This is a genomic window from Streptomyces luteosporeus, assembly GCF_039532865.1.
Classification (GTDB): Bacteria; Actinomycetota; Actinomycetes; order Streptomycetales; family Streptomycetaceae; genus Streptomyces; species Streptomyces luteosporeus.
This window is the reverse complement of sequence record NZ_BAAASL010000022.1, coordinates 35628-57092: the sequence shown is the minus strand read 5'-3', so window position 1 is coordinate 57092 and position 21465 is coordinate 35628. Positions and strand designations below refer to the sequence as shown.

The following is a 21465-nucleotide window of genomic DNA, read 5'->3' as shown; positions in this document are numbered from 1 at the left end:
CCATGCAGAGCCCGCTTTTCGCCTACACCGAGGCCCAGACGCAGGACCGCTACGCCCTGCAGAACGCGCACATGCTGCGCGTCAGTCTCAACGGCCACGAGGACGTCCTGGCCCGCAAGGGCGCGATGGTGGCCTACCAGGGCCTCATCGAGTTCGACGGCGAGTACATGTCGGCCCAGCAGCAGTACCGGCAGGCCTACACCGGCGAGGGCCTGGACCTGATGCGCTGCTCCGGGCAGGGCACCGTCTACCTCGCCAACCTCGCGCAGCACGTCCACGTGGTCGACGTCGACCACGACGGCCTGACCGTGGACAGCGCCTATGTCCTTGCCATGGACTCCACCCTCCACTGGGACTCCGTCGCCGTGGACAGCCAGTACGGCATCTCCGGCACCGGGTCGTACAACCTCGCCATCAGCGGACGCGGCAAGGTCGCGCTGATGACCTCCGGGAAACCGCTGATGATGCAGGTCACGCCCGACAAGTACGCCTACGCGGACGCGGACGCCGTCGTCGCCTGGTCCTCCTCGCTGCGCGTGCAGATGCAGGCGCAGACCTCCTCCTCCGGCGTCTGGCGGCGCCGCGGCGGCACGGGCGAGGGCTGGGAGCTGGCCTTCATGGGCACCGGCTACGCCCTCGTACAGCCCAGTGAGCTCATGCCGCCGCAGGGTGCGCAGATCGGCCAGGGCCTGGCCGCCCAGTACGGCTTCGGCCAGCACGGCGCCCACGCGCAGAACCAGGGCAACATCTGGACCAACTGAGGTCCGGCCGACGCACGGCATGCGTAAGGGGCGGTCACCAAGGGTGACCGCCCCTTACCTCTGCTTCCGAAGGCGCATGCTTTTACAGCCGCGCCAGCGTGCGCCGCACCAGCTGGACGACCGACTCGTCGGCCACCTCCGCGACCTCGTCGTACGCGAACCAGCGCAGGTCCAGCGACTCGTCGCTGATCGCCTCGACCGCGCCCTGCGGCACCAGCGCCGCGTACTGCACGTCCAGGTGCCAGTTGCAGGGGGCCGGGATCGGGTGCCGGTCCAGGCGCACCGGGCCGCCGGGCAGCAGCGTCAGACCCGCGATGCCGGACTCCTCGGTGGCCTCCCGCAGGGCCGCCTCCTCCACGGTGGCGTCACCGGGCTCGCAGTGGCCGCCCATCTGCAGCCACATGCCCAGCTTGCGGTGCAGGGTGAGCAGCACCTTGCCGCGCTCGGGGTCGATCACCAGGGCGCTCGCGGTGACGTGGCCGGCCTCGCACGGCTTCCACATGCCGTCCGGATGGGCCGCCAGGTGGTCCAGGTAGACGCCGCGCAGCTCGTCCTGGTCCGCGTACTCCTTCAGCACGCGGACCGCGTTCTCGTGCAGGCTCACTTCTTCTCGTCACCCTCGCCCCGGGCGTCGCCCTCGTCGCCCTCCGCCGGCTCCTGCGTGCCCTTGCCCTGCGCGGCCTCGCCGAGCATCTTGTCCAGCTCGGAGAAGTCCAGGTGCTCGCGGTGCACGAAGCCGTCCGGGTCGTCCAGGTCGGCGGCCGTGGGCAGCATGTCCGGGTGCTCCCACAGGGCGTCGCGGCCCTCGGTGCCCCGGGCGTCGGCCAGCGACGCCCACAGCCGCGAGGCGTCCCGCAGCCGGCGCGGGCGCAGCTCCAGGCCGATCAGGGTGGCGAAGGTCTGCTCCGCCGGGCCGCCGGAGGCGCGGCGGCGGCGCAGGGTCTCGCGCAGCGCGCCGGCCGACGGCAGGTGGGGCTGGGCCGCAGCGTGCACGACCGCGTCCACCCAGCCCTCGACGAGCGCCAGCGCGGTCTCCAGGCGGGCCAGGGCGGCCTTCTGCTCCGGGCTGTCCTCCGGCTGGAACATGCCCTGCTGCAGGGCCTCCTGCATCTGCTCCGGGTGCGTCGGGTCGAGCTGGCCCACGACGTCCTCGAGCTTGGCCGTGTCGACCTTGATGCCGCGGGCGTAGCCCTCGACCGCGCCGAACAGGTGCGAGCGCAGCCACGGCACGTGGGCGAAGAGCCGCTGGTGGGCGGCCTCGCGCAGGGCCAGGTACAGCCGCACCTCGTCCTGCGGGACGCCCAGGCCCGCGCCCAGCGCCTCGATGTTCACCGGCAGCAGCGCGGCCTTGCCGGGCGGGGTCAGCGGCAGGCCGATGTCGGTCGAACCGACGACCTCGCCGGCGAGCACGCCCACGGCCTGGCCGATCTGGGTGCCGAACATCGCGCCGCCCATGCTGCGCATCATGCCCAGCAGCGGGCCCGCCATGGCCTGCATCTCCTCGGGCAGCACCTCGCCCATGGCCGCGCCGACGCGCTCGGCGACCGGGTCGACCAGGTCCCGCCACACGGGCAGGGTCGCCTCGACCCACTCCGCGCGGCTCCAGGCCACGGCGCTGCCCGCGCCCGAGGGCAGCGAGGTCACGCCGTCCAGCCACAGGTCGGCCAGGCGCACGGCCTCCTCGACCGCCGACCGCTCGCCGGCCGTGACGCTGGCGTCCTTGCTGCCGCCGGCGGTGCCCTGGGCCACCGTCTGGCGGGCGATCTGCTTGGCCATGTCCCAGTTCACCGGGCCGCCCTCGTAGGAGAGCATCTGGCCGAGCTGCTGGAAGGCGGCGCCGAGATCGTTGGGGTTCATGGAGCCGAACATCGCGGCGAACGGATTGTCCGCACCGCCGGCCGCGCCGAACCCGAAGGGATTCGCGGGCCCCTGGCCGCCTCCCTGGCCACCGCCCTTCTTCTTGCCGTCGTCGCCGTTCTCCGGCTCCTCCGGCGGAAGACCGAATCCGAATGGGGTGTCACTCACGGGTTTCCTCGGCTCGTAGGGCCACCGGCTCCGGACCGGCGGCGAATGCCCGACAACACCACCAAGCGTAGACACCCCGCCGCTATCCGGGCTTGGTGCTCCGCCCGCCCGGGGCCTGCGGCAGGATGGACGTCACCTGGTCCGTACGCGTCACGAAGAACGTGGCGTGCACGTACTGAAGACAACCGCTGGAGACGCCCGGTGAGTTCCCCCGACCGAGAAGCCGACCGAGAAGTTCGCGCAGCGCGAAACGGTTCCGCGCCCGACGACGCGCTGCGCACGTCCGCCGTGCCCGCGCCCGGCCCGGGCCGCGACGGCCGCCGCCCGGTGGTCGCGGTCACCGGCGCCGCCCGCGGCGTCGGCGCCCTGCTCACGCGGCGCCTGGCCGCGTCCGAGGAGATCAAGCACCTGATCGCCATCGACGAGCGCCGCGGCGACGTCACCGAGGCGCAGTGGCACGTGCTGGACGTGCGCGACCCGGCGATCGCCGAGCGGCTGCGCGGCGCCGACGTGGTCGTCCACCTCGCGCTCGACCTCGACCTGGAGGGCGACCCGGCCGCCCGTACCGCCTACAACGTGCGCGGCACCCAGACCGTGCTCACCGCCGCCGCGGCGGCCGGTGTGCACCGGGTGGTGCTGTGCACCTCCGCCATGGTCTACGGCGCCCGGCCCGACAACGACGTGCCGCTGTCGGAGGACGCCGAGCTGCGGGCCACCGCCGAGGCGACCGGCGTGGGGGACCTGCTGGAGATAGAGCGGCTGGCCAGGCGTGCGCCCCGGGCGCACCCCGGCCTGAACGTCACAGTGCTGCGGCCCGCCGTCCTGGTCGGCGGCACGGACACCGCCCTGACCCGCTACTTCGAGTCGCCCCGCCTGCTGGTCGTCGCCGGCTCCCGGCCCGCCTGGCAGTTCTGCCACGTCGAGGATCTGGTGAGCGCCCTGGAGTTCGCCGCGCTGGAGAAGGCCGAGGGCGAGCTGGCCGTCGGCTGCGACGGCTGGCTGGAGCAGGAGGAGGTCGAGGAGCTCAGCGGGATCCGGCGCATGGAGCTGCCCTCGGCCGTCGCCCTCGGCGCCGCCTCCCGGCTGCACCGCCTGGGCCTGACCCCCTCCCCGGCGGGCGACCTGGAGTACACGATGCACCCCTGGGTCGTCAGCGGCCACCGGCTGCACGACGCGGGCTGGCGGCCCCGCTGGACCAACGAGGAGGTCCTCGCGGAGCTCCTGGAGGAGGTCGCGGGCCGGCGCACGGTCGCGGGCCGCCGCCTGGGCCGCAAGGACGCCACCGCCGCGGGCGCCGCGGGCGCGACCGTGGCCCTGCTGGGCACCGCCGCGCTGGTGCGCCGGGCCCGCAAGGCCCGCCGCCGGCTCTAGACGGGCTCCAGAGGGGCCCCAGGGGAGTTCCAGGGGGCGCGCGGGGGAAAAGGGGGAGCGGGGGATTCGTACGATGGGCGCCATGGCGCCTACCCCCCACCATCCCGGCGAGCTCGCCGCCGACGACCCCGTCCGACTGCTCGCGGTGCGGGAGACCCCGCTCTCCCTGGACGAGGTCTTCGCGGCCGTGGGGGATCCCGCGGCCGGCGGCACCGCGCTGTTCGTGGGCACCGTGCGGGACCACGACGGCGGCGCGGACGTCGCCGCGCTCGGCTACTCCGCCCACCCCACCGCCGAGGCCGAGCTGCGCAAGGTGGCCGAGAAGGTGGCGGGGGACTTCCCCGTACGGGCCCTGGCCGCCGTGCACCGGGTCGGCGAGCTGGCCGTGGGCGACCTGGCGGTCGTGGTCGCCGTGTCGTGCGCGCACCGGGCGGAGGCGTTCGCCGCGTGCCGGCAGCTGATCGACGACCTCAAGGCGACCGTGCCGATCTGGAAGCACCAGCGGTTCAGCGACGGCACGGAGGAGTGGGTGGGCGCGTAGCGGGAGGCCTGAACGGCTGGATCTGTGTCAAAGTCGCCCACGAACGGGCCCTGCCTGGTTGCGTAACCGGGCCCCCGGCGTAAGCGTTGAGACCGAAGATGACTAATCTGCTCATCACTTCAGTTGCGATTGCGTGAGGGGTCGGAGGCCGGCATGGCGGCGCTCGCTTGGTTGCTGATTCCCGTGGTGGCGGCCCTTGCCGCCGCCCTGTGGGGAAGCTGGGCGGCCCGGAACCGCAAGACCGGCGATGTCGCGGAACTGGCCGGTTATGCAAAGTTCCGAGAGGCGATGGAGCGGACCGAGTCCGGATCCGGCTCGGCGGGCTAGCCGCGGGCCGGGGGCGGGCCGGGGGCGGGCGATTTCCGCACCCGGAAGCCCACCTGCCCCGTACGGACCGCCCCAGCAGTGGACTGCCGGACCCGTCCCGTACTGTCGTTCCATGCCCCGCCGCACCGCGACGATGCTCGCGTCCCTCCTGATGCTGATCGCGCTGCTCTGCGCAGGCGTGCTGATCCCCGTGCCCTACGCGGAGATGTCCCCGGGCCCGACGGTCAACACCCTCGGCGAGCACGGGGGCGAGCCGGTCCTGCAGATCTCCGGGCACAAGACGTACCCCACCAGTGGCCACCTCAACATGACCACGGTCCGCGTGACCGGCTCGCAGTACCGGATGAACCTGGTGGAGGCCGTCTACGGCTGGCTGGCCCACGACAACCTCGTCGTGCCGCACAGCACGCTCTACCCGGAGGACAAGTCGCCGGACGAGCTGAACCAGGAGACGGCGGAGGAGTTCAGCCAGTCGCAGGAGAGCGCCAAGGTCGCGGCCCTGAAGCAGCTGAACATCCCCGTCGGCACGCGCGTGATCGTCTCCTCGGTGGTCAAGGGCAGCCCGGCCGAGGGCACGCTGCACGCCGGTGACGTCATCCGGTCCGTGGACGGTACGCGGATCGAGCAGCCCGGCGACGTGGCCAAGCAGGTCACCCGGCACAAGCCGGGCGAGAAGGTGACCTTCGTGATCGTGCCCGCCAAGGAGGCGGCCGCGGCCGAGAAGGAGAAGCGCGAGCCCAGGGGCGAGCAGAGCGTCACCCTCGTCACGGGCAAGGCGCCGGACGACAACCGGGCGATCGTCGGCATCCAGGCCGGGACGGACCACACCTTCCCGTTCACGATCAACATCAAGCTGGCGGACGTGGGCGGCCCGAGCGCCGGCCTCATGTTCGCGCTGGGGATAGTCGACAAGCTCACGCCCGAGGACCTCACGGGCGGCAAGTTCGTCGCCGGCACCGGCACCATCGACGACGACGGCAAGGTCGGCCCGATCGGCGGCGTGGAGATGAAGACGGTCGGAGCCCGCTCCAAGGGCGCCCAGTACTTCCTGACGCCCAAGGACAACTGCGCGGCCGCCGCCAAGGACACCCCCTCGGGCCTGACCCTGGTCAAGGTGGACACGATCAAGGACGCGCTGGCGTCCCTGGAGAAGATCCGCAAGGGGGACCGGGCCGGCCTGCCGCAGTGCACGGCAGGCTAGCGGCCCACTGAAGGGGGGCTCCCGTCAGTCCGCGACCGTCAGTCCGCGAAGGTGGCGGCGAGGGCGTCGGCCAGGCCCGGCACCAGGTCGGCGCCGGTGAGGACCTCCTTGGCGGAGTCCTTCTCGCGCAGCCGCACGGCGGACTCGCGGGCGCCGTCGCGCAGCACCGCGACGGTCATCCGCACCTCCTGGCGGTCGGGGTGCTTGGCCACCCACTGGGCCAGCTGCTTCTCGCTGAGGTCGTGCGGAACGGACGCCTCGGCCGACGGCGGCAGCATCAGCCGCTCCACGGTCAGGGCGCAGCCCGCCACCGCGTCGGGCCAGGCGATCGTGGCGAGGAACTCGTCGAGCGCCGTGCCGGCCGGCAGCTCCTCCTGCTCGACGGGGGTGTAGGAGACGGCGGTGGAGGCCGCGGTGGAGTCGAGGCCGAGCTGGGCGGCCAGGCCGGGCTCCTGGGCCCGCAGCCTGGCGGTGTCGACCAGGGCGAACAGCCGTGCGGGCTGGTCCCAGCCGAGACCCGCGGTGTACTCGTCGATCTCGAGCACGGCACGGGTCAGCGGGCTGGCCGCCATGGGGACGTCGGGCTCCTGGGAGCCGGGAAGGTTCGAACCGGTATTGCTGGACATGGTCAATATCGTGCCCTGAGAGAGGCCGAAAACGGGAACCGAGTAAAGCCTCGGTAAGTTGCCACAGTGGGTCCTACTATCACCGGGGCCTTCAATCCCAGCTCCACCGACAGCGAACTTCGAGGTGCGCACCTTGGCTTTCCAGATGCCGGACCGCGGCGGAGGCCCGTCAGGGCCACGGATCAGAGTCGGCCGGCCCTCACGGCGCGTCCGGACCCTGCTGATGACCTTGGGCGTGCTGGCCGGCCTGGCCCTGCTCTTCGTCATGTTCGCCGGGTTCTGGACGGACTGGCTGTGGTACCGGTCGGTGGACTACTCGTCGGTCTTCACCACCACCCTCGGCACGAAGATCGGCTTGTTCGCCGTCTTCGGCCTGCTGATGGCGCTGGCCGTCGGCCTGAACATCTGGCTCGCGCACCGGCTGCGGCCGCCGCTGAGCGCGATGTCGGTGGAGCAGCAGAGCCTCGACCGCTACCGGATGGGCATCGCCCCGTACAAGAAGTGGGTGCTGCTGGCGGTCACCGCGCTCGTCGGCCTGGTCGCGGGGGCCTCGGCCGCCGGCCAGTGGCGCACCTGGCTGCAGTGGATCAACGGGGTCTCGTTCGGGCAGCGGGACCCGCAGTTCCACAAGGACATCTCCTTCTACACCTTCGACCTGCCCTGGTACCGGTTCCTGCTGAGCTTCGGCTTCGCGGCCACCGTGCTGTCTCTGATCGCCGCCGCCCTGGTGCACTACCTCTACGGCGGGCTGCGGCTGACCAGCCCCGGCCACCGGGCCACCGCGGCGGCCACCGGCCACCTGTCCGTGCTGCTGGGCGTCTTCGTCACGCTCAAGGCCGTCGCCTACTGGCTGGACCGCTACGGGCTCGCGGTGAAGTCCAGCGGGCTGAAGTCCACCGACGGCTGGACGGGTCTGCGGTACGTGGACGCCAACGCCTATCTGCCGGCGAAGACGATCCTGTTCATCATCGCGCTGATCTGTGCGGTGCTGTTCTTCGCCACCCTGTGGCGGCGCACCTGGCAGCTGCCGGTGATCGGCTTCGGCCTGATGGTGCTCTCGGCGGTGCTCATCGGCGGGCTCTACCCGGCGATCGTGCAGAAGTTCCAGGTGCAGCCGAACGAGCAGGCCAAGGAAGCGCCGTACATCAAGAAGAACATCGCGGCCACGCGCGAGGCGTACGGCATCGACGGCTCCGAGGTGCAGGACTACGCGGGCCGCAGCGACCTGCAGGGCAAGGACAAGCAGAAGCTGCGCGACGCCGCCGACTCCACCGCCAGCATCCGGCTGCTCGACCCCAACATCGTCTCGCCCACCTTCCAGCAGCTCCAGCAGGTCAAGGGCTACTACCAGTTCCCGTCCACGCTGGACGTCGACCGCTACAAGGTCGACGGCAAGGAGCAGGACACGGTCATCGGTCTGCGCGAGCTGAACATCAACGGCATTCCCGAGCGCAACTGGATCAACGACCACTTCAAGTACACCCACGGCTACGGCGCCATCACCGCCAAGGGCACCACGGCCGTCGGCGAGGGCGACCCGGACTTCACCGAGTCCAACCTGCCGACCAAGGGCAAGCTCGGCACGTACGAGCAGCGGGTGTATTACGGCGAGAAGACCACCCAGTACTCGATCGTCGGCGGCCCGCAGAAGGAGCTGGACTACTCCGGCGACAAGGGCGAGAAGAGCTACAGCTATCAGGGCAGGAGCGGGGTCAGCCTGTCCAACCCGGTCAACCGGGCCGCGTACGCGGTGGCCTTCGGCGAACCGCAGATCCTGTATTCGGGCGCCATCGGCGACGGTTCGCGGATTCTGTACAACCGCACGCCCAAGGAGCGCGTCGAAGCCGTCGCCCCGTGGCTGACGATCGACGGCGACGCCTATCCGGCGGTCGTCGACGGGCGCATCCAGTGGATCGTGGACGCCTACACCACGACCAACGGATATCCGTACGCCTCGCGCACCACGCTCGGTGACACCACCGCCGACTCGCTGACCACCGGGCAGCGCGCCGTCGTCGCCCAGCAGAACCAGGTCAACTACATCCGCAACTCGGTCAAGGCCACGGTCGACGCCTACGACGGCACGGTCACGCTCTACCAGTGGGACACCAAGGACCCGGTGCTCAAGACCTGGATGAAGGCCTTCCCCGGCACGGTGAAGGCCAAGAGCGAGATCAGCAAGGGTCTGCTGGACCACCTGCGCTACCCGCAGGACCTGTTCAAGGTGCAGCGCGAGCTGCTGACCCGCTACCACGTCACCAAGGCCGACACCTTCTACACGGGCAGCGAGCGCTGGGAGGTGCCGGACGACCCGACCAACAAGTCCGGCAATGCCGTCCCGCCGTTCTACCTGAGCATGCGGATGCCGGGTCAGCAGGCGCAGTCGTTCTCCCTGACCACGACGTTCACGCCCAAGGGCCGTGAGAACCTCGGTGCCTTCATGGCGGTGGACGCCGATGCGACCAGTGCCGATTACGGGAAGATCCGCATTCTGAAGCTGCCGTCGGAAACGACGACGTCGGGTCCGCAGCAGGTGCAGAGCAAGTTCAACGGCGATCCCGAGATCGCCAATAAGATCAATATTCTGAAGCGCGGCGATTCCGAGATCGAGTACGGAAATCTGCTGACCGTGCCGCTGGACGACGGGCTGCTGTACGTCGAGCCGGTCTATGTGCGCGGTGCGGGGTCCAACTTCCCGCGGCTGAAGAAGGTGTTGGTCACCTACGGCAACAAGACCGCCTTCGAGGACGACCTCGCCACCGCGCTCGACGCCGTGTTCGAGGTCAAGGGCGCCAAGCCCGGCACCCAGCCGCCCACCCCCGGCACCACCCAGCCGCCGGCGGCCAACCCCTCGGTCAAGGAAGCCGTCAAGGCCGCGCAGGACGCCTTCGACGCCGGCCAGAAGGCGCTCGACAAGAAGGACTGGACGGCCTACGGCAAGGCCCAGGAGGACCTCAAGGCAGCCCTCGACCGGCTCGCCAAGGCCGAGCAGGCCGCCGAGGCCGGTGGCGCCAAGCCCGGCAGCTGATCCGCCGCGGCCCCGCCCCGCGCCGTGGTACGGTTGTTCCACAACGGCGCGGGGTGGAGCAGCTCGGTAGCTCGCTGGGCTCATAACCCAGAGGTCGCAGGTTCAAATCCTGTCCCCGCTACTGAAGGACAAGGCCCGGAGTTCTCGCAACTCCGGGCCTTGTCGCATGCCGGGCCGGCCCGCTCGCCGCGGCCGGCCCCCGCCCGCCCGGGCGTTGGGGGCGCACGGGAGCCCGCGGCCCGCCACGCGGCGGACTGTGCGGGTTGTGTGCGGGGGTTTTGATTAGAGTTTGGAGCACCGCCGTGTCGGGAAGTCGGGAAGTCGACAAAACGCTGAAGTGACCTCACTGGCTGCGGTATTCCAGGTGTACGCAGGTTGCGGGAGTGCGACGATGGGACTTATGGGGGACAGGGCGAGGCTGTTGAGCACCCGTCGGCTTGTAGCGGCTCCCGGCAACGGGAGCCAGACGCCAGAGCAGGACCCGTCGCCGTACGCCCTGGGCGGCACCGCCCTGGCCACGGCCCCGGACCGCACCGCGACCGCGGCGGCCCCCGCCGCACCGGAGGCGGCCGAACCCCGCGCACCACAGAACCCCCGGGACCCCCGGGCCCCCCAGGACACAGCCTGCGCCACCGAGGCCGCCGACCTGGAGCTGGAGACCGCCCGCCGCCGCGCCGCCGAGTCCGGCGACCCCGCGTCGCTGAGCATGCTCGGCGCCCTGCTGCTGCGCCGCGGCGACCTCGACGGCGCCGAGCGCCACCTGCGCGCCGCCACCGCCGCCGGGGACCGCTCCGCCGCCAACAACCTCGGCGTCCTGCTGCACCAGCGCGGCTACGCCGACGAGGCCGCCGGCTGGTGGCGGGTCGCCGCCGTCGCCGGCTCCGCCGCGGCCGCCCACGCCCTCGGCCGCTACCACCGCGAGCGCGGCGACGAGCCCGCCGCCGAGTACTGGCTGCGGCAGTCCGCCGAGTCCGGGCACGCCCTCGGCGCGTACGCCCTCGCCGACCTGCTGGAGCACCGCAGCGACGTGGGCGCCGAGCGCTGGTTCCGCGCCGCCGCCGAGCGCGGCCACCGCGAGGCCGCCTACCGGCTCGCCCGCATACTCGACGGACGCTCGCCGCGGCCCCCGGCCGACGACGTCTGCGAGGGCCTGGCCGCCTCCCTCGGCCCGGCCACCCGCAACCGGCGGATCTCCGCCGGCGGCGGCGACACCTCCGTGCGCGAGCTGCGCGCCGCGGCCGCCGGCCGCCAGGACGGCCCGGCCGGCGAGGCCGAGCAGTGGTACCGGCAGGCCGCGGCCCGCGGCCACCGCCGCGCCGCCCTGCACCTGGGCACCCTGCTGGAGGGCCGGGGCGAGACCCAGGAGGCCGCCCGCTGGTACCTGACCTCCGCCAAGGACGGGGAGCCGCGCGCCGCCTGCGCCCTCGGCTTCCTGCTGCGCGACGCCGGCGACACCGACAGCGCCGCCGTGTGGTGGCGCCGCGCCGCCCAGGAGGGCGACGGCAACGCCGCCAACGCCCTGGGCGCCCTGCACGCCGACCGCGGCGAGCCCCAGCAGGCCGAGCGCTGGTACCGCGAGGCCCTCGACGCCGGCGACATCAACGGCGCGTACAACCTCGGGCTGCTGTGCGCCGAGCAGGGCCGCACCGCCCAGGCCGAGCAGTGGTACCGCCGCGCCGCCTACGCCGGGCACCGCGAGGCCGCCAACGCGCTGGCCGTCCTGCTGATGCAGGGCGGCGACGCCGCCGGGGCCGAGCCGTGGTTCTCCAAGGCGGCCGAGGCCGGCAGCGTGGACGCGGCCTTCAACCTCGGCATCCTCTACGCCGGCCGGGGCGAGGAGCACCTGGCCCTGGAGTGGTACGAGCGGGCCGCCGCGGCCGGCCACACCGAGGCCGCGCTGCAGGTCGCCATGGCCGTGCTGCGCGACGGCGGGCCGGGCGGCACCGAGGAGGCCGAGCGCCATCTGCGGGTCGCCGTGCAGGGCGGCAGCGCGGAGGCCGCCTTCCGGCTGGGCGCGCTGCTCGACCGCGACGACGAGCGCGGCGGCGAGAGCGAGCAGTGGTACGAGCGGGCCGCCCGCCAGGGCCACCGGCGCGCCCAGGTGCGCCTGGGGATGCTGGTGGCCGAGCGGGGCGACACCGCCGGGGCCGCGCACTGGTACCGGGAGGCCGCCGAGGCCGGCAGCCGCAACGGCGCCTTCAACCTGGGGCTGCTGCTGGCCCGCGAGGGCAGCGAGCCGGAGGCGGCGATGTGGTGGACGCGGGCGGCCGAGGCCGGCCACGGCCGGGCCGCCCTGCGCCTCGCCCTCCTCGCGGCCCGGCGCGGCGACCTCTCGGCCGGCAGGCAGTGGTGCGCGCGGGCAGTGGAGCTGGGCCCGGCGGAGGTCGCCGAGCGCGCGGCGCGGCTGCGGGACGCCCTGCAGCAGGAGCTGTCCGCCTGAGCGCCGGCGGGCGGTGTTTGCGCCGGGAGTCACGGACGGGTTAAGGTGGGACTACCGACGCGGGGTGGAGCAGCTCGGTAGCTCGCTGGGCTCATAACCCAGAGGTCGCAGGTTCAAATCCTGTCCCCGCTACTGAAGGCCAAGGGCCCGGATCCAAGGATCCGGGCCCTTTGTCGTGCCCTTATGCCGTCATGCCCTTATGTGGTCGTGCCCTTATGCCGTCCGCCCCCCCGGCGCCCCGGTCAGGGCGCCGCGCAGGACGGGCAGATTCCGCGGTAGGTCACTTCGACCGCCGACACCTCGAAGCCGAAGCGCTCGTCGGTGGGCAGCCCGGCCAGCAGGTCGCCGGCGGGGTGGACGTCGCGGATCGTGCCGCACCGCGAGCACACCAGGTGCTGGTGCGCGTGGTGGGCGTTGGGGTCGTAGCGCTTCGCGCGGCCGTCCGTGCTCACCTCGAGGACCTCGCCCAGCGAGACCAGCTCGCCCAGGGTGTTGTACACCGTCGCGCGCGAGATCTCCGGCAGCAGCTCGGCCGCCTTGGCGTGTACTTCGTCGGCGGTGTAGTGCACGTGGTCCCCGTCGAGCACTTCGGCGACGACGCGTCGCTGCGCGGTCAGCCGCCAGCCGCGTCCCCGGAGCCTTTCCAGCAGGTCACTCATGCCATTCACCTATCAGTCAGATAGGACCAAGCGTAGCAGCGGCGCCTGTCCACCCCTGGATCCCGTTTTTGTGTGGGAAGCATCTTGACTTAGACATAGTCCAATGTAGGATCGATCTCGGCTCAGGCCAAGGGGGTCCCACCCCCGGATCCCGGCGGGGCCGGTAGAGACGATGAGACGACGGAGGCGTAGGTGTCGGTGCAGGGCGAGACGACGACGGGCCCGCTGACCACGGAGTCCGGTGCTCCGGTCGCGGACAACCAGAACAGCGAGACGGCGGGTCTCGGCGGCCCCATGCTCATCCAGGACCAGCTGCTGCTGGAGAAGCTCGCGCACTTCAACCGCGAGCGGATCCCGGAGCGCGTGGTGCACGCCCGCGGCGCCGGGGCGTACGGCACCTTCACCGTGACCGCCGACGTCACGCGCTGGACGCGGGCGAACTTCCTCTCCGAGGTCGGCAAGCAGACCGAGGTCTTCCTGCGCTTCTCCACCGTCGCCGGCAACCTCGGCGCGGCCGACGCGGTGCGCGACCCCCGCGGCTTCGCGCTGAAGTTCTACACCGAAGAGGGCAACTACGACCTCGTCGGCAACAACACCCCGGTGTTCTTCATCAAGGACGCCATCAAGTTCCCCGACTTCATCCACACCCAGAAGCGCGACCCGTACACCGGCTCGCAGGAGGCGGACAACGTCTGGGACTTCTGGGGTCACTCGCCGGAGTCCACCCACCAGGTGACCTGGCTGTTCGGCGACCGCGGCATCCCCGCCTCGTACCGCCACATGAACGGCTACGGCTCGCACACCTTCCAGTGGAACAACGAGGCCGGCGAGGCCTTCTGGGTGAAGTACCACTTCAAGACCGACCAGGGCATCAAGAACCTCACCCAGGACGAGGCCAACAAGCTCGCCGGCGAGGACCCCGACAGCCACCAGCGCGACCTGCGCGAGGCCATCGAGCGCGGCGAGTTCCCGACCTGGACCGTGCAGGTGCAGATCATGCCGGCGGACGAGGCGGCCACCTACCGCTTCAACCCGTTCGACCTCACCAAGGTCTGGCCGCACGAGGACTACCCGCCGATCGAGATCGGCAAGCTGGAGCTCAACCGCAACCCGGAGAACATCTTCGCCGAGGTCGAGCAGTCGATCTTCAGCCCCGCCCACTTCGTGCCGGGCATCGGCCCCTCCCCGGACAAGATGCTCCAGGGCCGCCTCTTCGCCTACGGTGACGCCCACCGCTACCGCGTCGGCATCAACGCCGACCACCTGCCGGTCAACCGTCCGCACGCGACCGAGGCGCGCACCTACGGCCGTGACGGCCTGCTGTACGACGGCCGGCACAAGGGCACGAAGAACTACGAGCCCAACAGCTTCGGCGGCCCGGCCCAGACCGACCGCCCGCTGTGGCAGCCGGTCGCCGTCACCGGCGCCACCGGCAACCTCGCCGCTCCCTCGCACGCCGAGGACAACGACTTCGTCCAGGCCGGCAACCTCTACCGCCTGATGTCCGAGGACGAGAAGGAGCGCCTGATCGCCAACCTCGCCGGCTTCATCGCCAAGGTGTCGCGCGACGACATCATCGAGCGGGCGATCAACAACTTCCGCCAGGCGGACCCCGACTACGGCAAGCGGTTGGAGGCCGCGGTCCAGGCCCTGCGCGGCTGACAACCACTGGACGCTTGCCGTAAGAAACCGAAGAGGCCGGACGCCATGGGGCTCCGGCCTCTTCGGCCTTTTCCCTTCCGGGTTGCTTTTCCGGGGCGCCTCAGGCGGTGACCGCGGGGGCCTGGGCGCGGCCACGCAGGGGCAGCCAGCAGCGGATGATGTCGCGGACCGAGACCACGCCCACGGCCTCGTGCCGGTCCAGGACGATCAGATGGCGGAACTCGCCGCGCGACATCGCGGCCGCGGCCTCCTCCAGCGTCCAGTCGGGGGCTGCGAAGACCACGTCGGTGGTGGTGTGTCCGTGGGCCGTCTCGTGGTCGGGGTCGCGCCCCGCCCCGAGCGCGTTGAGGATGTCGCGCTCGGTGAGGATGCCGAGGCCGCTGGTGTCGGGGTCGAGGACGACGGCGGCGCCCACCCTGCGGGCGGACATCAGCCGGGCCGCCTGCCGGAGGGTGTGGGCGGGCCCTATGGTCAGGACCACCGTGCTCATGGCGTCGCGGACGAGCATGGTTGCAAGCCACCTCCTGGAGGAGCGAGGGCTTCACATGTTCACAAGCCTGTGGCCGTCATCGTCACATGCCCCGGGAGGGCGGACAAGGTCTTCAGAAGGCTGAATTTTGCCAGATTTTTACGACCATATGATGGGTTTAAGAACCCGGCGGTCGCAAATAGTTGAGCAGTTCGTCGTGCAGCAATCCGTTCGACGCCGCCGCGTTGCCGCTGTGCGGTCCCGGACGCCCGTCCAGGCCGGTGAAGCGACCGCCGGCCTCCTCCACGATGACGACGTTCGCCGCCATGTCCCACAGGGACAGCTCCGGCTCCGCACAGATGTCCACCGAGCCCTCGGCGACCATCATGTAGGGCCAGAAGTCGCCGTAGCCGCGCGTGCGCCAGCAGTCCCGGGTGAGGTTCAGGAAGCCCGGCAGCATGCCGCGCTCCTCCCACCCGGACAGCGACGAGTACGCGAACGACGCGTCGTCGATCCGCTCCACCCGCGAGACCTGCAGCCGGCTGGCGGACGTCAGACTGCGCCCGGTGAAGGCGCCCGATCCCTTCGCCGCCCACCAGCGCCGCCCGAGCGCCGGCGCCGAGACCAGTCCGACCACCGGCTGGTAGCCGCCCTGCTCCATCACCATCAGGGAGATCAGCGTGGCCCAGACCGGCACCCCGCGCACGTAGTTCTTGGTGCCGTCGATCGGGTCGATCACCCAGCGCCGCGGACCCGCGCCCTCGCTGCCGAACTCCTCGCCCAGCACGGCGTCCCGCGGGCGGGCACGCTGCAGCTGGCCGCGGATCAGCTCCTCGGCGGCCTTGTCCGCCTCGCTCACCGGTGTCATGTCCGGTTTGGTGTCGACCTTCAGGTCGAGGGCCTTGAACCGGTCCATGGTGGCCGCGTCGGCGGCGTCCGCCAGGACGTGGGCCAGACGCAGATCATCGTGGTAGTCGGACATGTAACGCACACTACCTGCGGCCGGGGCGGGGGCGCGTGCGCGGCGCGGCCGGCCGGGCCTCTTGACACCCTCTGGCGCTGCGTCAATTCTGTGGGCTGCCCCAACCGTCGTGCGGCCCCGCGGCCGAGGAGGCGACGATGCCCGCGGCACGAGAGCTCTTGCTGGACGCGGCCTTCACGGCACTCGCCGCCCGGCCCTGGCACGGGGTCCGGATGGTGGACGTCGCGGCCGCCGCCGGTGTGTCCCGCCAGACCCTCTACAACGAGTTCGGCAGCAAGGACGGGCTCGCCCGCGCCCTGGTGCGCCGCGAGGCGGAGGCCTTCCTCACCGGTGTCGAGCGCACCCTGAGCGACGCCGCGGCCCGCGCCGGCACCGACGCCGGTGACGCCCTGGCGGCCGCGGCCCTGTGGACGCTGCGCGCGGCCCGCGGCAACCCGTTCGTACGCGCCGCCCTGACCGGCTGCCGCGGCGACCGCCTGCCACCCGCCGCCGCACCCCCCTTACCGGGGCCGCGCACGCCGCGCGACGCGCGGCCCTTCCGCGGCGCCCCGCCCACCCCCGCCGCGCTCGCCGAGCGGATCCGCGTCAGCGCGGTGACCGCCCTCGGCGGCCCGCCGCAGCACCCCGAGGAGCTCCCGGAGGCCGGCGAGTGCGCCCTGTGCCGGGCCTGCGAGGCCGCCGTCCGGCTGACCCTGTCGTACGTCGTCGCCCCCGCCGCCTCGGACGACGAGGCCGCCGGCGAGGTCGCCCGGCTGACCCGGGCGCTGCTCGCGCCGGACAGGCCGTAGGCGTGACCGGCGGATCGTGCAGCGCCCCTTCGGGCGCGCTCAGTGCGAGGAGCCGGACAGCTGCAGTCCGATCACCCCGACGATCACCAGGCTGATCGAGACGATCTTGAGCGTGGAGACCAGGTCGCCGAGGAAGACCATGCCGTAAATGGCCGTACCGGCCGCGCCGATGCCCGTCCACACGGCGTACGCCGGCCCCACGTCGAGCTTGCGCAGGGAGAGCGTGAGCAGGCCGAAGCTGCCGAGGGCGAAGCAGGCGAAGGCGATCGTGGGCCACAGCCGGGTGAAGCCGTGCGAGAGCTTCAGACAGACGGCGAAGCCGGTCTCCAGCAGCCCGGCGACGACGACCAGCAGCCACGCCATCAGTTTGCCTCCCGTTCCGCGGACCGCCGCGCGGTCCCGGTGCCGGGCGCGCCCTTGCATGCCCTTGCCAGCGGCGGACACTCGCAAACGTAGGCGATCAGTCGCCTTCGCGCCGCTCCCGGGTCGCCAGCAGCCGGCGCAGGGAGTACAGCCGCTGCGGGTCGGCGTGCCCGTCGGCCACCCACTCGTCCAGCGCGCAGTCCGGCTCGTCGTGGCTGCAGGCGCGCGGGCAGTTCTCCGCGCCCGGCTCCAGGTCGGGGAAGGCGTGGATGACGCGGGCCGGGTCGACGTGGTGCAGGCCGAACGAGCGGACGCCGGGGGTGTCGATGACCCAGCCCGAGTCGTCCGGCAGCGGCAGGGCCAGCGCCGAGGTGGTGGTGTGCCGGCCCCGGCCGGTGACCTTGTTGACGTGGCCGGTGGCCCGCTGCCGGTCCGGCACCAGGGCGTTGACCAGCGTCGTCTTGCCGACGCCGGAGTGCCCGACGAAGGCGGTCAGACGGCCCGTCAGCCGCTCGCGGACGCGGTCGGCCGCGTCCCCGCTCGCCAGCTCCTCGCGGTTGGTGACCACGTACGGCACGCCGAGGGAGCCGTAGGACTCCATGAGCTTCTCAGCCGGCGCCAGGTCCGACTTGGTCAGCACCAGCAGCGGTTCCAGCCCCGCGTCGTAGGCGGCGACCAGGCAGCGGTCGATCAGCCGGGGCCGCGGCTCGGGGTCGGCGAGCGCGGTGACGATGGCCAGTTGGTCGGCGTTGGCGACGACCACCCGCTCGAACGGGTCGTCGTCGTCGGCCGTGCGGCGCAGCACCGAGCTGCGTTCCTCGACCCGCACGATCCGGGCGAGGGTGTCCTTGGCGCCGCTGAGGTCGCCGACGACCGCCACCCGGTCGCCGACCACGACGCCCTTGCGGCCCAGTTCGCGCGCCTTCATCGCCATGATGGTGCGGTCCTCGACGAGGACGGTCAGCCGGCCGCGGTCGACGGTGAGGACGAAGCCCTCGGCGGCGTCCTCGTGTTTGGGGCGGATGTTGGTGCGGGGGCGGTTGCCCTTGCGGTTGGGGCGTACGCGGACGTCGTCCTCGTCGGTGTGCTTGCCGTAGCGGCGCATGGTGCTTCCAGGTCTCTTCAGCTTCTCGGCGCCGCCGTCGCCCCCGCGACGGAACCGAGCATCCCGGTCCACAGCCCCGGGAAGTCGGGCAGGGTCTTGGCGGTGGTGGCGACGTTCTCCACCCGGACGCCGTCCACGACGAGGCCGAGCACGGCCGCCGCGGTGGCCAGCCGGTGGTCCTCGTAGGTGTGGAAGACACCGCCGTGCAGCGGACGGGGCCGGATGTGCAGCCCGTCCTCGGTCTCGGTGACGTCGCCGCCGAGCTCGTTGATCTCCTTGGCCAGGGCTGCCAGCCGGTCGGTCTCGTGCAGGCGCAGATGGGCGATGCCGCGCAGGACGGACTCGGAGTCCGCCAGCGCCGCGACCGCCGCGATCACCGGGGTGAGCTCGCCGACCTCGTGCAGGTCGGCGTCGATGCCGGTGATCCGGCCCGTTCCGGTGAAGGTCAGGCCCGCCTCGGTCAGCTCGCAGCGGCCGCCCATGGCGGTGAAGATCTCGCGCAGCGAGTCGCCCGGCTGGGTGGTGCGCTCCGGCCAGTCGGTGACGGTGACCCGGCCGCCGGTGATCAGGGCGGCGGCCAGGAACGGCGCCGCGTTCGACAGGTCGGGCTCGATGACCAGGTCGCGGCCGAGCAGGGCGCTGGGGGAGACCCGCCAGACGTTCGGCTCGCCCCCGGATTCGGGGGTGTCGACCTGGGCGCCGGCCGCGCGCAGCATCTCCACGGTCATGCGGATGTGCGGCAGCGACGGCAGGGTGGGGCCGGTGTGGCGGACCTCGACGCCCTGGTTGAAGCGCGGGCCCGACAGCAGCAGGGCGCTGACGAACTGCGAGGACGAGGAGGCGTCGACCTCCACCGGGCCGCCGTCCAGGGCGCCGGCGCCGTGCACGGTCAGCGGCAGTGCGCCGCGCTCGTTGTCGTCGATGCGGGCGCCCAGGGCGCGCAGCGCGTCGATCACGCCGTGCAGGGGGCGCTCGTAGCTGCGGGGGTCGCCGTCGAAGCGCACCGGCCCGTCGGCGAGCGCGGCGACCGGCGGCAGGAAGCGCATCACGGTGCCGGCGTTGCCGACGTCGACGGTGGCCGGGCCGTGCAGCTGGGCCGGGATGACCCGCCAGGCCTCGCCGGTGCCGTCGGGGCCGACTCCCTCCTCGATGCCCACGCCCATGGCGCGCAGCGCGTCGGCCATCAGGACGGTGTCGCGCGAGCGCAGCGGGCGGCGCAGCCAGCCGGGCTCGGCGGCGAGGGCGGCCAGCACCAGGGCGCGGTTGGTGACCGACTTCGAGCCGGGCACGGTGACGGTGGCGTCGACGGCCCCGGTCGCGAGGGGAGCGGGCCAGAGGTCGGGGTGCGCGGGGCTCTCGGTCATGCCTTTACCTTACTGACGTTCCGCGCGGGGTTCGGCCCCGGCGTTCACGGGCCGGTCATGCGCCCCTCACAAGCCTCGCAGGTCTCACAGGTCGAGCAGGCCTCACAGGCCGAGCAGCCAGCGTCCGCCCCCCGTCAGGGCGCACAGGGCGACGAGGTGGAACATCGCGAGCCACACCACGGCCGGCACGTTGGTCAGCCGGGCGAGCTGGTCGGCGTCGGAGTCGGCGGCGCCGCCGTGCCGCCGCTTGCGCTGCAGCTCGAAGGCCGGCCGCACCCCGCCGAGCAGCAGGAACCACACCACCCCGTACGCGAACGCCGCCTGCACCGGGGGCCCGGTCAGCCAGGAGACCAGGACGAAGGACGCCCCGGCCAGCACCACCGTCAGGGCCCCGTAGGCGTTGCGGATCATCACGAGCACGGCGGCCAGCAGGGCGGTCGCGCCCCACAGCAGGGCGGTGATGTGCCCGGCCGCCAGCAGCCAGGCGCCGGCCAGGCCCAGCAGCGAGGGGGCGGGGTAGCCGGCGGCCGCGGTCAGGACCATGCCGAGGCCGGTCGGCCGGCCTCGGGAGACGGTCAGTCCGGAGGTGTCGGAGTGCAGCCGGATGCCGTCCAGGCGCCGCCCGCTGAGCACGGCCACCAGGGCGTGACCACCCTCGTGGGCGATCGTCACGGCGTTACGGGTGATGCGCCAGACGCGGAAGGGCATGACAGCGGCGAGGGCTATGAGCCCGGTGACGAGAACCAGCCAGAGGGACGGGTGCGGCTGGGTGCCGACGACGCGGCTCCACAGGCCGGTGGCACTGGTACTGCTGTCCATTTCTGGGCCGCTCCTTGCGTCGTCGTGGCAGTGTGGCACTCATGTGCGGTCGATATGCGGCGAGCCGGCGGGCGGAGGACCTGGCCGGGCTCTTCGAGGTGGAGAAGTGGGAACCGGAGGAGACGCTCGCTCCGGACTGGAACGTGGCGCCGACGAAGAGCGTCCACGTGGTGCTCGAGCGTCCCTTGAAAGACGCCGCGGACCGGCGTCCGGTTCGGCAGCTCAGAGCGCTGCGCTGGGGCCTGGTCCCGTCCTGGGCCAGGAGCCCGGAGGGCGCCGCGCGGATGATCAACGCCCGGGCCGAGACCGTGCACGAGAAGCCCTCCTTCCGCAGCGCCTTCGCCTCCCGGCGCTGCCTGCTGCCCGCCGACGGCTACTACGAGTGGGTCACCGGCGCCCAGGAGCGGGAGCTGGAGGAGCAGGGCCGCCGCAAGCGCACCCGCAAGCAGCCGTACTTCGTCAGGCCCGTCGACGGCTCGGTGATGGCGATGGCCGGGCTGTACGAGTTCTGGCGCGACCCCACCCTGCCGCCGGACCACCCCCAGGCGTGGTGGGCGACCTGCTCCGTGATCACCACCGAGGCGCACAGCGAACCCTTCGCCGCCACCGGGGCCGCCGGAGCCGCAGAGGAGCCCGGGCCGCGCTCGCTCGCCGAGATCCACCCCCGTATGCCGCTCCTGCTCACCCCCGACCGGTGGGCGGCCTGGCTGGACCCGGCGAACACCGACGTCGAGGCCCTGCGCGGGCTGCTGGAGCCGCCGCCCGCCGGACTCCTGCGGGCCCACCCGGTCGCCACGGCCGTCAGCGACGTGCGCAACAACGGGCCGGAGCTGCTGACGGAGCTGCCGGCACCGCAGGAGGCGATGCTCTTCTGACGGGCAACGCTGTTCCGACCGGCAACGCTGTTCCGACCGGACCGCGGGGCAGGATGGGG

At 72.4% G+C, this 21465-nt stretch carries 20 protein-coding genes and 2 tRNA genes; 12 read left to right on the top strand and 10 right to left on the bottom strand.

All coding sequences use genetic code 11. From position 1 onward, the window contains the following. Nucleotides 1-2: 2 nt before the first annotated feature. Nucleotides 3-761 carry an AIM24 family protein gene (locus ABD361_RS25030; protein WP_344438200.1) on the top strand — a complete coding sequence of 253 codons (759 nt, stop codon included), beginning with the start codon at nucleotides 3-5 and terminating at the stop codon, nucleotides 759-761. Nucleotides 762-843: 82 nt separating this feature from the next. Here the strand turns inward: ABD361_RS25030 and ABD361_RS25025 are convergent, their stop codons facing one another. Next, nucleotides 844-1365 carry an NUDIX hydrolase gene (locus ABD361_RS25025; protein ID WP_344438198.1) on the bottom strand — a complete coding sequence of 174 codons (522 nt, stop codon included), beginning with the start codon at nucleotides 1363-1365 and terminating at the stop codon, nucleotides 844-846. Continuing rightward, nucleotides 1362-2786: a zinc-dependent metalloprotease gene (locus ABD361_RS25020; protein WP_344438196.1), complete on the bottom strand. Its 1425-nt coding sequence runs from the start codon at nucleotides 2784-2786 to the stop codon at nucleotides 1362-1364. Before ABD361_RS25020 ends, ABD361_RS25025 begins: the two co-directional genes overlap by 4 nt. 201 nt (nucleotides 2787-2987) lie before the next feature. On the opposite strand from ABD361_RS25020, the gene ABD361_RS25015 reads away from it, so the two are divergent. From ABD361_RS25015 to ABD361_RS25000, 4 genes are all read left to right on the top strand, one after another. After that, nucleotides 2988-4157: an SDR family oxidoreductase gene (locus ABD361_RS25015; RefSeq protein WP_344438194.1), complete on the top strand. Its 1170-nt coding sequence runs from the start codon at nucleotides 2988-2990 to the stop codon at nucleotides 4155-4157. Between the two features lie 82 nt (nucleotides 4158-4239). Then, nucleotides 4240-4698, top strand: a complete 459-nt coding sequence (locus tag ABD361_RS25010) for a molybdenum cofactor biosynthesis protein MoaE (RefSeq protein ID WP_344438192.1) — start codon at nucleotides 4240-4242, stop codon at nucleotides 4696-4698. Nucleotides 4699-4851: 153 nt separating this feature from the next. Then, nucleotides 4852-5025 (top strand): hypothetical protein, encoded by a 174-nt coding sequence (locus ABD361_RS25005; RefSeq protein WP_344438190.1) that lies wholly within the window; start codon nucleotides 4852-4854, stop codon nucleotides 5023-5025. A 112-nt stretch (nucleotides 5026-5137) separates the two neighbouring features. Then, entirely contained in the window at nucleotides 5138-6226 is a 1089-nt protein-coding gene (locus tag ABD361_RS25000) for a YlbL family protein (protein ID WP_344438188.1), read from the top strand. Nucleotides 6227-6264: 38 nt separating this feature from the next. On the opposite strand, the gene ABD361_RS24995 is transcribed toward ABD361_RS25000, so the two are convergent. Beyond that, nucleotides 6265-6852 carry a PPA1309 family protein gene (locus ABD361_RS24995; RefSeq protein WP_344438186.1) on the bottom strand — a complete coding sequence of 196 codons (588 nt, stop codon included), beginning with the start codon at nucleotides 6850-6852 and terminating at the stop codon, nucleotides 6265-6267. 145 nt (nucleotides 6853-6997) lie between these two features. Here ABD361_RS24995 and ABD361_RS24990 point away from each other — a divergent pair, with 145 nt between their 5' ends. The 4 genes from ABD361_RS24990 (at nucleotide 6998) to ABD361_RS24975 (ending at nucleotide 12452) form a co-directional block, all read left to right on the top strand. Further along, the gene (locus tag ABD361_RS24990; RefSeq protein ID WP_344438311.1) at nucleotides 6998-9880 is read left to right on the top strand and encodes a UPF0182 family membrane protein; all 2883 of its coding nucleotides are present in this window, start codon (nucleotides 6998-7000) and stop codon (nucleotides 9878-9880) included. A gap of 47 nt (nucleotides 9881-9927) precedes the next feature. Further along, nucleotides 9928-10001, top strand: a tRNA-Met gene (locus tag ABD361_RS24985). Between the two features lie 270 nt (nucleotides 10002-10271). Further along, nucleotides 10272-12320 (top strand): tetratricopeptide repeat protein, encoded by a 2049-nt coding sequence (locus ABD361_RS24980; protein ID WP_344438183.1) that lies wholly within the window; start codon nucleotides 10272-10274, stop codon nucleotides 12318-12320. A gap of 58 nt (nucleotides 12321-12378) precedes the next feature. Beyond that, nucleotides 12379-12452 (top strand) — tRNA-Met (locus tag ABD361_RS24975). Nucleotides 12453-12562: 110 nt separating this feature from the next. On the opposite strand, the gene ABD361_RS24970 is transcribed toward ABD361_RS24975, so the two are convergent. Next, nucleotides 12563-12979 (bottom strand): Fur family transcriptional regulator, encoded by a 417-nt coding sequence (locus ABD361_RS24970; RefSeq protein ID WP_344438181.1) that lies wholly within the window; start codon nucleotides 12977-12979, stop codon nucleotides 12563-12565. Nucleotides 12980-13171: 192 nt separating this feature from the next. Here ABD361_RS24970 and ABD361_RS24965 point away from each other — a divergent pair, with 192 nt between their 5' ends. Further along, nucleotides 13172-14641: a catalase gene (locus ABD361_RS24965; RefSeq protein WP_344438179.1), complete on the top strand. Its 1470-nt coding sequence runs from the start codon at nucleotides 13172-13174 to the stop codon at nucleotides 14639-14641. Between the two features lie 100 nt (nucleotides 14642-14741). Here the strand turns inward: ABD361_RS24965 and ABD361_RS24960 are convergent, their stop codons facing one another. Both ABD361_RS24960 and hisN read right to left on the bottom strand, forming a co-directional pair. Further along, nucleotides 14742-15149 (bottom strand): CBS domain-containing protein, encoded by a 408-nt coding sequence (locus tag ABD361_RS24960; RefSeq protein ID WP_344438176.1) that lies wholly within the window; start codon nucleotides 15147-15149, stop codon nucleotides 14742-14744. A 139-nt stretch (nucleotides 15150-15288) separates the two neighbouring features. After that, nucleotides 15289-16092: a histidinol-phosphatase gene (gene hisN / locus ABD361_RS24955; RefSeq protein WP_344438174.1), complete on the bottom strand. Its 804-nt coding sequence runs from the start codon at nucleotides 16090-16092 to the stop codon at nucleotides 15289-15291. 137 nt (nucleotides 16093-16229) lie between these two features. On the opposite strand from hisN, the gene ABD361_RS24950 reads away from it, so the two are divergent. Further along, a complete protein-coding gene (locus ABD361_RS24950) occupies nucleotides 16230-16880 on the top strand; it encodes a TetR/AcrR family transcriptional regulator (RefSeq protein WP_344438171.1) in 651 nt (216 codons plus the stop codon). Between the two features lie 39 nt (nucleotides 16881-16919). Here the strand turns inward: ABD361_RS24950 and ABD361_RS24945 are convergent, their stop codons facing one another. The 4 genes from ABD361_RS24945 to ABD361_RS24930 all read right to left on the bottom strand — a co-directional run bounded on the left by ABD361_RS24945 (nucleotide 16920) and on the right by ABD361_RS24930 (nucleotide 20531). Beyond that, complete coding sequence (locus tag ABD361_RS24945) at nucleotides 16920-17243, bottom strand: DMT family transporter (protein ID WP_344438169.1); 324 nt, start codon at nucleotides 17241-17243, stop codon at nucleotides 16920-16922. Nucleotides 17244-17340: 97 nt separating this feature from the next. Next, entirely contained in the window at nucleotides 17341-18348 is a 1008-nt protein-coding gene (gene rsgA, locus ABD361_RS24940; protein ID WP_344438167.1) for a ribosome small subunit-dependent GTPase A, read from the bottom strand. 17 nt (nucleotides 18349-18365) lie between these two features. After that, the gene (gene aroA, locus ABD361_RS24935; protein ID WP_344438166.1) at nucleotides 18366-19712 is read right to left on the bottom strand and encodes a 3-phosphoshikimate 1-carboxyvinyltransferase; all 1347 of its coding nucleotides are present in this window, start codon (nucleotides 19710-19712) and stop codon (nucleotides 18366-18368) included. Between the two features lie 102 nt (nucleotides 19713-19814). Continuing rightward, nucleotides 19815-20531, bottom strand: coding sequence for a M50 family metallopeptidase (locus ABD361_RS24930; RefSeq protein ID WP_344438165.1), 717 nt, complete (start codon nucleotides 20529-20531; stop codon nucleotides 19815-19817). Nucleotides 20532-20572: 41 nt separating this feature from the next. On the opposite strand from ABD361_RS24930, the gene ABD361_RS24925 reads away from it, so the two are divergent. Continuing rightward, nucleotides 20573-21406, top strand: a complete 834-nt coding sequence (locus tag ABD361_RS24925; protein ID WP_344438164.1) for an SOS response-associated peptidase — start codon at nucleotides 20573-20575, stop codon at nucleotides 21404-21406. Nucleotides 21407-21465 lie beyond the last annotated feature (59 nt).